Here is an 11870-nt window from a genome sequence, read left to right as displayed (position 1 = left end):
AGCTGCAGACTGACGATAAATTCACCACGTTTTGTTACAGTTTATGGTAGGTAATTTTGCTAAAGGAGAGTGAGCTCGTGAAAACGGTATTGCGCATCATGATTTATTTCATCGTGGTTGTCATAGTCGTTGGAGGGGCAGGCACAATCGGATTCATTCATACAATGAATGAAGTAATGTCCGTTTACGATAAAGCCGACCCTGCATTGTCGAATGTGCAGGTACCGAAATATGATGCGAACAAACCAACAGTGGCGGTACTGCTGGCGAACGAATCGACGGAAGTGTTCGATTTTCTCGTTCCGTACGAGATGTTTGCGATGACGAAAGCGTACAATGTATACGGAGTTGCCCCTGATCGCGAAATCAAATCATTAACCGGCGGACTTGATGTCGTCCCGCATTATTCGTTTGACGAAATGGACGCAATGCTCGGCAAAAGTCCGGACATTATCGTCATTCCGTTTATGCCGATTTTGGACGAGAATAAATATGCGCCAGTCCGTGAATGGATCCGGAAGCACTCGGGCGACAAGACGACACTGCTCTCCATCTGCAACGGGGCGGAAAACCTGGCGGACACAGGTTTGCTGGACGGCAAATCGGCCGCGACGCATTGGGGAGACATCGATCGACTCAAGAAACAATATCCGAAAGTCCAGTGGGTGAATGATCAACGCTATGTCCCGCAAGGCCATATCGTATCTTCTGCCGGTCTCACCTCGGGAATCGACGCAACGCTTTACGTCATCACTAAGCAGTTGGGCGAGGGAGCGGCAAAGAGAGTGGCGGAGGAGATGAACGATCCCTCTTACGATTATGCGAAAAACCCGCGAATGGAACCGTTCACTGCCGGATTGAGCGATATTACGTATATACTGAACAACGCTTATCAATGGAACAAAGTAAAGGCGGGCGTGCTGCTCTATAACGGCGTCGATGAACTGGATTTGTCCGCCGCATTCGATACATACGCCGCTTCCGGAACGACGACTATGTTGACCGTTTCTAGCGCGAATGAACCGATCGTAACGAAACACGGCCTGAACCTGGTCGCGCGTTATCAGATCAAAAATGTGCCGAAGCTGGCGAAAATGATTGTCGTCGGGTCCGATGCCGAGACTGCAGCCACCCAAGATATCAAGCAGTGGAAGGACGACGGCAACAGCGCGCAATTGCTGTTTTTGCACAGTGAAGCGGCAGGCCGGTTTGCAATGGATCCGGCACTCGAGGATTTGGCTCGGCAGGAGGATATACAGACGGCGAAATTTGCCGCCAAGCGGCTCGAATATCGTGCCACCGACCACTTGAAGCTGGAAGGCAACTCCTTCTCCTTTGAAGCGTTGGGCTTACCAGTTTTGCTCACGGTACTGTCCTTGCTCACCGCTTATTTCATCGACCGACGTTTCATACGTAAGAAAAAAGGATCGTCCACAGATATAGTCGATTCGAGGTGACACGCCCGAGTAGGATAAGACGAGAATAGCGAACCATTGGTATAATCGCTGGTCTATTTTGGAGGAGCTGCAACTGCAGCTCCTCTTTCTTTTCCCCTGATCATCCCTCCTTTCAACACTGCGAAAAAATTATCAACCTTGCAAAAGAGGAAAGGGCGTCATTTGGATATTCCCTAAAAGACAGTCGCAAAAATGAAAAAAAGCAAATGTTGAAACCACAAAAAAAGCAGCTTTTATAAGGGGTGCAGAGCTGGCATACCTTTTGCAGTAATAAATCGGTAACCAGCTGGAAGGAGGAAGAAAGAAAAACAGCATGGCAGAGTACGAAAAGTGGGGGGCGTAACAATCGATGAAATATAATTCAAATCTAGTGAAAGTGAATAAGGATCCTGGACACGGCTCACATATTTCCCCTGTTTACATGACGTCCACGTTTGTTTTCGATAATGCGGAAATAGGGGCAAAGCGCTTCGCCGGAGAGGATCCTGGTTTTATGTACTCACGCCTAGGAAATCCAAATGTACGAGAGCTAGAAGAAAAAGTGGCGGCATTGGAATTTGGTGAAGGGTGTCTGGCGTTCTCCTCTGGGATGGCTGCCATAACGGGGTGTTTGCTGGGCCTTTTGCAGGCTGGCGATCACGTTGTTGCACACACGGCTCTGTACGGCGCGACACATGCTTTTCTAAGCAAAACCGTAAAGAAGTTTGGGATCGACGTAACGTTTGCACCATTTAAAACAGGAGAAGAGCTGGAGCCACACGTCACGGATCGAACGAAAGTGATCTATTTTGAAACGCCATCCAATCCAACCCTTTCCTTAGTGGATATGACGAGCGTAGCGGCGGTTGCCAAGCAAAAGGGTGTCTTGACCGTTGTTGATAATACATTTTTGTCCCCGTATTTGCAAAATCCGATCCGATGCGGAATTGATATTGTCGTACACAGCGCAACCAAATATTTATCGGGCCATGGCTATCTGATTGGTGGGTTGGTGATTTCACGTAAGGACATCATCGATCCGATGAGAAAAGAAGTGCAGAAGACCATGGGTGCAAATTTGGCTCCTATGGATGCATGGCTTCTCAGTCAAGGTATACGCACTTTACACGTTCGTCTGGATCGCGCGCAAGAAAATGCACAGATTTTGGCTGAACGCTTGGAAAACCATAAGGCCATCGAGCGGGTTTATTTTCCCGGCCTATCCAGCTTCGAAGATAAACAAATCATGGAGAAACAGATGCGAGGGCCGGGAGCCATGATATCTTTTGTCTTGAAGGAGGGGTACGAAGCAGGTGTTACCCTGATGAATTCTGTTAACCTGTGCACATTAGCCGTCTCTCTCGGGGACGTCGGCACGCTCATTCAACATCCGGCTTCGATGACACATGCGATTATCCCCAAAGAAGAAAGAGAACAAGCAGGTATCCATGATGGACTCGTCCGTTTTTCAGTTGGAATCGAAGATGTTGAGGACATCTGGAACGATCTCGAAAGCGCATTGGGATAATAGCAGCAGAAATAGGACCGGTTTAGCAAACTCGGAAATATTTTTTTAATTTTGCAAAAGCGAAACGACTAAGGAAAGCAGGTTTTTATCAATCATCATTTGCAACATTGACAAATGAGCCAAATTGAAAGCGCTCAAAACGTTGATTTGATGCAGTTGTAAAACTGGCACAGATCTTGCTCATATAGATTCGCAGATGCAAACGATGAACAGGAGGTTATGGAAGTGAAGTATGATTTCGACCAAGTGATCGACCGAGCAAATACAGCCTGTGAAAAGTGGGATGATCTTCAGAATCGCTTTGGCGTGAATGACGTGATTCCGATGTGGGTTGCCGATATGGATTTTAAATCGCCTCCTTCCGTCATACAGGCTTTAACCCAGCGCGTTGAGCACGGCATATACGGCTATGCTTGTCGGCCAGATTCGTACATTGATGCTCTGGTTCAATGGGTGAAAAGAAGACACCAGTGGTCGATCGAGGGGGAATGGATGGCTCACACGCCTGGCATACTCCCGGCCATATCCGTCATTATCAATTCCTTTACACAGCCTGGGGATAAAATCATGATTCAAACGCCAGTCTACCACCCTTTCGCGCGCATCATCACGTCATTAGGGCGTCAAGTGGTCAACAACTCGCTCAAATTTGAAAACGGACGATACACGATGGATTTCGCGGATTTGGAAGCGAAACTGGACGGCGGTGTCAAAATTTTAGTCCTTTGCAATCCTCATAATCCGGTAGGAAGGGTGTGGAGCCGTGAAGAGTTGACGATGCTGGGGCAAATTTGCATCAAGAACAAGATTCTGGTGATTTCAGACGAGATTCATTGCGACCTTGTGTACAAAGGATATAAACATACGCCGTTTGCCGCTGTTTCAGAAGCATTCGCCGAGCAATCCTTTACGTGCATTGCTCCGTCCAAAACCTTTAATCTGGCTGGTCTGCAAACATCCTGCATCATTATTCCGAACGAAGCATTGCGCGAACGTTTTAACCAATCAATCAATAGTCTGGCGATCGGTTCCCCGAATGCGCTCGGGATTACTGCAACAGAGATAGCTTACAGATCCGGTGATGAATGGCTGGAGCAAGCGATCGATTATATACAAGGGAACCTTGCTTTTCTCGTTCGATACTTCCAAGAGAACATTCCGCAAATCAAAGTGATTCAACCGGAAAGTACGTATTTGGTCTGGCTGGATTGCCGAGAATTAGGCCTGGCTGCAGATGAGCTTGCAACATTTATGCTTACGAAAGCGAGAGTTGCGATGAATGAAGGGCATATTTTTGGAACAGACGGAGAAGGATTCATGCGAATGAACATCGGGTGTCCACGCTCTCTATTGGAAAAGAGCGTACATCAAATAAAAGAAGCAGTCACTTTCTTGTGCAGGGCATAGATAACGCCTATCGTGTAAAACACGTTGGATAGAATGGAGAATTTCAGTAAAATTAAACATGTACACTTTTATTTGAAATGACTATCCAAAATGTCAAGCATGGGAGGGCAATATGTCAGACTTTACCTGCATTCAAAATTTTGTCCAAACATTCTCGGAAAACATGAATGAGGTGCTTGGTTTCGATGTCACTGTAATTGATGACAACGGAATCCGCATCAGCGGAACGGGTGTATACCGTATTACGATTGGCGAACCGTCACCAGATGGGTCCTTGCTCCGGATGATCATGAAAACGGGCAAACCCGCCATGACCCATGATGTGATAAAAAACGAATCACAATGCATGAACTGTAAATTTCTTTCACAGTGCAAGGTTTCCACCATCATTGGTTTTCCCATATTCAAACGGGATCGACCTGTAGGTGTTATCGGGATCACGGGGTTTTCGGCTGAACAGAAAGAGAGAATGATTCGGAATACGGAGATGCTGCTAACATTTTTGAATCATATGAGCTCGCTGATTGAGAACAAACTGTTGTTGATTGAGCAAAGCCAAGGCTCAGAGTGCGAAGCGTATGAGGATGCTGCTGCCTTCAAACCTGTTTCCTTTGACAGCATTGTCGGCCATAATACCGGACTGCAAGATGTCATCAAAAAGGCAAGGCGCGTTACCAATAGTCCATCGACCGTTCTCATTCGGGGTGACAGCGGAACCGGTAAAGAACTGCTGGCCCAAGCGATTCATTATGAAAGCACGCGAAGAAAAAATCCTTTTGTCGCGATCAATTGCGCCGCTATCCCTGAAAATCTGTTGGAAAGCGAATTGTTCGGCTACGAGGGAGGAGCTTTCACAGGGTCTAGACGTGACGGGAATATCGGTAAATTCGAGTATGCCAATAAAGGCACCTTATTTCTCGATGAGATTGGCGATATGCCCATTTCGCTGCAGCCAAAATTATTACGAGTTTTACAGGAGCGATCCATTGAACGGATCGGTGGGAAAAAAATCATTCCGATCGATGTAAGAGTCATCGCCGCTACCCATCGAAACTTAGAGGAAATGGTGGAAAAAGGCACATTCCGCGAAGATTTGTATTACCGTCTCAATGTCATACCGCTTCACACCAAGCCTCTCAAGGAACGACGTGATGACATTGTGTTATTGATTCGCTATTTCATTCGAAAGCATTGCCGAATTTTAAAAGTCAATGAGCTCGGCATCGATCCAATCTTGGAGCAGTGGTTGATTCAATATGATTGGCCAGGAAACATCAGGCAGCTGGAAAATGCGGTGGAATATATGGTCAATATCGCTGAATCCGATACGATTGGATTTCATGACTTGCCCGATTATCTGAACAAACAGGAGAATTTTGCTTGCTTGAAACGGGGATTAAGTTTAGAGCAAATGATTGAAGAGTATGAGAAAAATATTTTGCAAACGTTTTATTTTGCCGAGTCCTATCGAAATGATAAAGAAAAGATTTCACAAACCTTGCAGATTAGTCTTTCCACGTTATATCGAAAGCTGGACAAATACAAGTTGGAATAATGCATTTATTAATTTGATTTTATTTATCTGAAAATTTCTATTAATAAAAATAAAAGGAAGAGGTGCAAGTTCATGAAAAAGAATGCAATGATAGCCGCTTTCTCCTTACTTGTTTCACTTGTATTACCTGCTTGTGGCACGACGCAAACGCAAACGCAACAACCGCCAGCACAAAACCAGGCAACCGGAAGCAATAATCTGCTTGGTCAAATCAAAGCGGACGGAAAAATTCGCATTGGCACAGAAGGCACCTACCCACCGTATACCTTCCATGATGCTTCAGGAAAGCTAATTGGCTTTGATGTTGAGATAGCGGAGGAAGTAGCGAGCAGACTTGGTGTGAAGCCGGAATTTATCGAAACCCAATGGGACGGTATGTTTGCCGGACTTGATTCGAAACGATTCGATATCATTGTCAATCAGGTCGGAATTCGTCCAGACCGTCAAGCAAAATACGATTTCACAGAGCCTTATATCGTATCCAAACCCGTTTTGATTGTGCGAAAAGACAATGACTCGATTAAAAACTTTGCAGATTTAAAAGGAAAAAAAGCAGCGCAGACACTTACCAGTAATTATAAAGAAATCGCAGTATCCAAGGGAGCGGAGATCGTTGGCGTAGAAGGCTTTAATCAATCCATCGATCTGTTGGCTTCAAGCCGTGCGGATGCGGTTGTAAATGATGGCTTGTCTTATCTCGATTTCATCAAGCAAAAGCCGGATGCACCTGTCAAGGTTGTAGCGGAGCTTGATGAGCCTGCCATTATGGGAATTATGCTCAGAAAAGACAACAAAGAATTGGTGGAGGCTCTAAATAAAGCACTCTCCGACATGAAAAAAGACGGTAAATATTTGGAAATCTCACAAAAATACTTTGGAACTGACGTATCCAAATAAGGGAGTGTTCGAATGTTTACGGATGAAAGAGTTCAGCGAATGATTGACATCGTTGCGCATTCTTTTCTCCCTATGCTTAAGGCAGGGGTCATTTTTACCGTCCCATTGACGCTTATCTCTTTTTTTCTGGGACTCATTCTAGCCTTGCTCACAGCATTGGCCCGGATCTCAGGGATTAAACCGCTCGACGCTGTTGCGAAATTTTATGTATGGGTGGTTCGAGGAACGCCTTTGCTTGTTCAATTGTTCATTATCTTTTACGGTCTTCCCAGTGTCGGGATCACGATTGACCCGCTTACATCGGCTATTATCGGGTTTACGATTAGTGTCGGTGCCTATAACTCAGAAGTGATTCGGGCCGCAATCCTTTCGATTCCAAAAGGTCAATGGGAGGCAGGCTATTCGATCGGCATGAGCAATCGCCAAGCATTGAAACGGATTATTCTTCCGCAAGCAACCAGAGTCTCGGTCCCACCGTTATCGAACAGTTTTATCAGCCTGGTCAAAGATACGTCCTTGGCCGCTACCATAACGGTGACCGAAATGTTTCGCGTGGCACAGCAAATCACATCAACTACCTATGAACCATTGCTTTTATACTGTGTAGCCGCCGTTATTTATTTGATGTTCAGTACCGTACTTTCTGACGCGCAAGGGCGTCTGGAAAAGCGGCTCGATCGTTATGTGACGAGATAATTTTTCAGGAGGTATGTACGTGATCGAGTTAAAAAACCTGCATAAGCAATATGGGCAAACAGAGATTTTAAAAGGCATTGATCTGAAAATAGAGGAGGGCCACACGGTTTGCATCATTGGACCTTCAGGGTCAGGCAAAACAACGCTGCTACGCTGTTTGAATTTGCTCGAGGTGCCGACAAAAGGAACCATCAATCTCGGAAAATTCAGCTTGGATTTCGGGGATAAAAAACATATTCCCAAAGATACGGTCATTAAGTTCCGCCAGCAAACCGGTATGGTTTTTCAAAGCTATAATTTGTTCCCTCATATGACTGCTCTTGAAAATGTCATGGAAGGCTTGGTTATTGTCCGCAAGCAAAACAAAGAATCTTCACGCCAAAAAGCGATGCATCTATTAGAAAAAGTAGGGTTAAAAGAACGCGCAAACCACTACCCGGCTCAGCTATCCGGTGGACAACAGCAACGCGTAGGAATTGCCAGAGCGATGGCCATGGAACCTGAAGTCTTGCTTTTTGACGAACCTACTTCTGCACTAGATCCTGAGTTAGTCGGTGAAGTGTTAAAGGTGATGAAAGAATTGGCGAAGGAAGGAATGACGATGGTCGTTGTCACGCATGAAATGAACTTTGCCCGCGAGGCAGCGGATAAGGTTGTATTCATCGATAAAGGCGTCATTGTCGAAGAAGGGACACCCGAACAAATTTTTGACCATACGCAGCATGAACGCACATTGCAATTTTTAAACAAACTCTGTTCATAAAACATGCATGATGAGGGGGCAAATGATGCATAAGACCGTAATTCTCGGGACCGGTCCTGCCGGGTTAACCGCAGCCATTTATCTTGCGCGTGCGAACATGAGTCCTTTGGTCATCGAAGGACCGGAACCGGGGGGACAATTGACATTGACGACAGATGTTGAGAATTTTCCTGGATTTCCAGATGGGATTATGGGACGAGAGCTGATGCAGAACATGCGTGAGCAAGCAGCGCATTTTGGAGCGACGTTTACGCGAGGGTGGGTGAAAAAAATCGATCTCTCAAGTAGCCCATTTACCATAACGCTCGAAGGCGTAGAGGAAATCAAAACGCAATCGTTGATCATTGCAACCGGAGCTTCTGCAAAGCTATTGAACATTCCAGGAGAGAAGGAAAATATCGGACGAGGTGTGAGCACTTGCGCAACGTGTGATGGGTTCTTTTTTCGCGGGAAAAAAATTATTGTGGTCGGTGGCGGGGATTCAGCAATGGAGGAAGCAAATTTTTTAACGAAGTATGCGTCTGAGGTTCGTGTTGTTCACCGTAGAAACGAGCTACGCGCCTCCAAAATTATGCAAGACCGTGCCCGAAAGAATCCAAAAATCACCTGGAGCTTACATCATATTCCGGAAGAGGTTATGGCAGGAGAAAAGCGCGTTACTGGCTTGAAAGTAAAAAACGGCGATACAGGGAAAGAAGAAATTTTGGATACGGATGGCATTTTTGTAGCAATTGGACATAGGCCGAACACAGCTTTTTTAGACAGTCAAATCAAAACCGATGATCTGGGCTATATTATCGTGAAACCTGGCTCAACCGAAACGAATATTCCGGGCGTATTCGCCTGCGGGGATGTGCAAGATCGCAAATACCGCCAAGCGATTACTGCTGCAGGAAGCGGGTGCATGGCTGCTCTGGATTGCGAGCGATATCTTGAATCACTGGTATAGGCGGGAAGAGCATGTCGGAGAAGGGGGTGGTTAATCAACTTTATACTGAAGATTCATAATAGTATGTCTTTGGTGGTGTGGAGAGAAATAGAGATGGAGGATTATACAGATGAAAGAGATCAAAACAACGCAAGAGTTTGATGAGGCGATTTTATCAGAAAAGCCAGTGGTTGCAAAATTTTATGCTGATTGGTGCCCGGATTGCCAGCGTATCGATCCCTTCTTGCCATCCTTGGAAGAAGCATACAAAGAAAAGCTGGATCTGATCGCAGTGAATCGTGACCATTTTCCAGAACTATTCGAGAAGCTCGATGTGTTCGGAATCCCCAGCTTTATAGCTTTTCAGGAAGGGAAGGAACTGAGTCGCTTTGTAAGCAAGCTCGGAAAAAGCCAGGAAGAGGTTGAGCAGTTTCTCAACATGGTGACAACAATAAAGGGAGGATTATAAAAATGAAAGAGATGAAAACACAACAAGCGTTTGATGAGGCGATTCTATCTACGAAGCCAGTCGTAGCGAAATTCTATGTGGATTGGTGCCCAGACTGTCAACACGTCGAAACTTTTATGGCATCTGTTGAAGAAGCGTATCAAGAAAAAATCGAGATGATCGCGGTAAACAGAGACCATTTTGCTGAGCTTTTAGAGAAGCTCGATGTGTTCGGAATCCCCAGCTTTATTGCTTTCCAAGAAGGGAAGGAACTGTGCCGCTTTGTTAGCAAGCTTGGTAAAAGCCGGGAAGAGGTTGAGCAGTTTTTGAATCAAGTAGTAGAGGCAAGCGGAAATTTACAAAATGAATAATCTATCACCGAACCATACCATGATGAGCGAACAGCAAATAGAAAGTCAGTTGCACTTTCTGCCAAGGGTTAGCGCCATCCTGGACCGAGAGATTTGGATCAAACGCGATGATGCAAACGGCGATCTGTTAACGGTCGGAAACAAACAGCGAAAGCTGCGATACCTGCTGACAGACGCGATGCGAAAAGGCGCAGACACTGTCATAACGACCGGAGGGCCCAATTCGAATCACGCGCGGGCGACCGCGGCTATGGCCATACAGCTCGGTTTGAAACCCATTCTTGTATTGGGTGGCCAAAAACAGGAGAGCAAACAAGGGAATTATCTTTTGAATCATTACATGGGTGTCGAGGTTGTTTTTTCGGGAGCGAGTACGCATAAAGAGATGGAGCAGGCAGTAAACCAGCACGCTGAAAAAATCAAGGCGGAAGGACTCCATCCTTATGTGATTGGGGTCGGCGGGTCCAACGGTTTGGGGTCATTAGGTTATGTAGACGCCTATGCCGAGATGAAAGAGCAAGCGGCAGCACAGAACGTACAGTTCGACTGGCTTTTTGTTTCAGCGGGCTCCGGTGGAACGATCGCGGGGCTGATCTATGGATGCTGCCTGCACAAAGACGCTACCCGGATTGTAGGAGTATCGTCCGGGCAAACTGTGACTGACATCAAAGCCAAAATTGTATCCTGCTTAGAGGAAGCAACTGCATGGAAAGGCGACAATCAAGAAGTGCATCTGGACGATCTACCCGTCTATTTACATGACGAATACATTGGAGAAGGGTACGGTTGTCCTACTGACGGCGGAATGGAAGCACTTCATTTGTTGGCGAGCAAGGAAGCGATTTTGTTGGATCACGTCTATACAGCAAAAGCGATGGCGGGCTGTATCGATTATATCCGCAAAGAAAAGGTAAGGCCGGGGGAAAAGGTGTTGTTTTGGCATACAGGTGGAACGCCAGGACTCTTTGCGATCAATGGGTGAAGAAATGAGTGGGAAGCGAGAACGTCGGCAGAGAGCCGGCGTTTTTGTTTTATTTAGCAATACACGGTTGTTACCTAAATTGGTCATCTATCTAAAGCACAATTCAAAATTACACATATGATTGATCATAGACAAAAGGAGGGATGGTCATTGTCACGTAGACGGTGCAGATGTAAATGTGCAAGGGAATCATCATCAAGTGGCTATATGAGATATGACGATTACCCATCATCGTGCAGTGGTGGGATGCAAGACGATCCACCGTTCCGCGGTGGATTCCGCGGTGGCCGTGGTGGATTTCGAACATTTGGGTCACCTGAATTCAGAGGTTTTCGCGAGTCTCCTTTTTTCTTCAGGCAATCACCGTTTTTCTTCCGTGAGTCTCCGTTTTTTAGACGTGACTTTTTTTAGATAGATGGAAAGACTACTCCAAATTCGATCAGGGGTAGTCTTTCTTGCACCAGTGGAGTTGCATCTGTTATAGAAAAGGAAAAAAGGAGCGTGTCAGGATGAAGAACAATCACAATCATTCAGTACGCTTTGTAAGGTTTGGCCATTCCCCTGCTCATATACACGTTTATGATACTCCCACCACGGTTAATCAAGGCCACAGGCATCAGGTACGGGGAAGAACGTCAACACAGCAGGGAGCCGAAAATCAGCATGTTCATTATTACGAAGGCGCGACTACGTTTGCTGATGGACATGTGCATAATTTCAGCGGCTGGACCGGCCCGCCGAAATATTTGCCCAACGGGAGCCACTACCACGAATTTTCAGGACAAACCAGTTTTGATGATGGGCACATCCACTATTACTCCGGAATGACCAGTGAAGCGTTTCAATAACTGATATGGAT

General features: G+C 46.0%; 12 protein-coding genes. All 12 read left to right on the top strand.

Annotated elements, in window-relative coordinates; translation table 11 throughout:
- Positions 1-77 precede the first annotated feature (77 nt).
- Positions 78-1457: a DJ-1/PfpI family protein gene (locus EDM56_RS12565; protein ID WP_122918231.1), complete on the top strand. Its 1380-nt coding sequence runs from the start codon at positions 78-80 to the stop codon at positions 1455-1457.
- Between the two features lie 349 nt (positions 1458-1806).
- On the top strand, positions 1807-2964 hold the full coding sequence (locus EDM56_RS12560; protein ID WP_122918230.1) for a trans-sulfuration enzyme family protein: 1158 nt from the start codon (positions 1807-1809) through the stop codon (positions 2962-2964).
- A 219-nt stretch (positions 2965-3183) separates the two neighbouring features.
- A complete protein-coding gene (locus EDM56_RS12555; protein WP_342772385.1) occupies positions 3184-4371 on the top strand; it encodes a MalY/PatB family protein in 1188 nt (395 codons plus the stop codon).
- A gap of 112 nt (positions 4372-4483) precedes the next feature.
- Complete coding sequence (locus EDM56_RS12550; RefSeq protein WP_122918228.1) at positions 4484-5926, top strand: sigma-54 interaction domain-containing protein; 1443 nt, start codon at positions 4484-4486, stop codon at positions 5924-5926.
- 72 nt (positions 5927-5998) lie between these two features.
- Positions 5999-6823, top strand: coding sequence for an amino acid ABC transporter substrate-binding protein (locus EDM56_RS12545; protein ID WP_122918227.1), 825 nt, complete (start codon positions 5999-6001; stop codon positions 6821-6823).
- A gap of 39 nt (positions 6824-6862) precedes the next feature.
- Positions 6863-7519: an amino acid ABC transporter permease gene (locus EDM56_RS12540; RefSeq protein WP_425456301.1), complete on the top strand. Its 657-nt coding sequence runs from the start codon at positions 6863-6865 to the stop codon at positions 7517-7519.
- Between the two features lie 19 nt (positions 7520-7538).
- Entirely contained in the window at positions 7539-8282 is a 744-nt protein-coding gene (locus EDM56_RS12535) for an amino acid ABC transporter ATP-binding protein (protein WP_122918225.1), read from the top strand.
- Between the two features lie 25 nt (positions 8283-8307).
- Positions 8308-9231, top strand: coding sequence for a thioredoxin-disulfide reductase (trxB, locus tag EDM56_RS12530; RefSeq protein WP_122918224.1), 924 nt, complete (start codon positions 8308-8310; stop codon positions 9229-9231).
- A gap of 109 nt (positions 9232-9340) precedes the next feature.
- Positions 9341-9679, top strand: a complete 339-nt coding sequence (locus EDM56_RS12525) for a thioredoxin family protein (protein WP_122918223.1) — start codon at positions 9341-9343, stop codon at positions 9677-9679.
- Positions 9680-9681: 2 nt separating this feature from the next.
- Positions 9682-10029 carry a thioredoxin family protein gene (locus tag EDM56_RS12520; RefSeq protein ID WP_122918222.1) on the top strand — a complete coding sequence of 116 codons (348 nt, stop codon included), beginning with the start codon at positions 9682-9684 and terminating at the stop codon, positions 10027-10029.
- A complete protein-coding gene (locus EDM56_RS12515) occupies positions 10022-11011 on the top strand; it encodes a 1-aminocyclopropane-1-carboxylate deaminase/D-cysteine desulfhydrase (RefSeq protein ID WP_122918221.1) in 990 nt (329 codons plus the stop codon). Before EDM56_RS12520 ends, EDM56_RS12515 begins: the two co-directional genes overlap by 8 nt.
- A gap of 509 nt (positions 11012-11520) precedes the next feature.
- Complete coding sequence (locus tag EDM56_RS12510; protein WP_122918220.1) at positions 11521-11859, top strand: YmaF family protein; 339 nt, start codon at positions 11521-11523, stop codon at positions 11857-11859.
- Positions 11860-11870: the final 11 nt, after the last annotated feature.

The sequence above is a fragment of the Brevibacillus fluminis genome, from assembly GCF_003710825.1.
GTDB lineage: Bacteria > Bacillota > Bacilli > Brevibacillales > Brevibacillaceae > Brevibacillus_D > Brevibacillus_D fluminis.
Note: the sequence above shows the minus strand (reverse complement) of the source record. Positions and strands in the feature narration are given on the sequence as shown.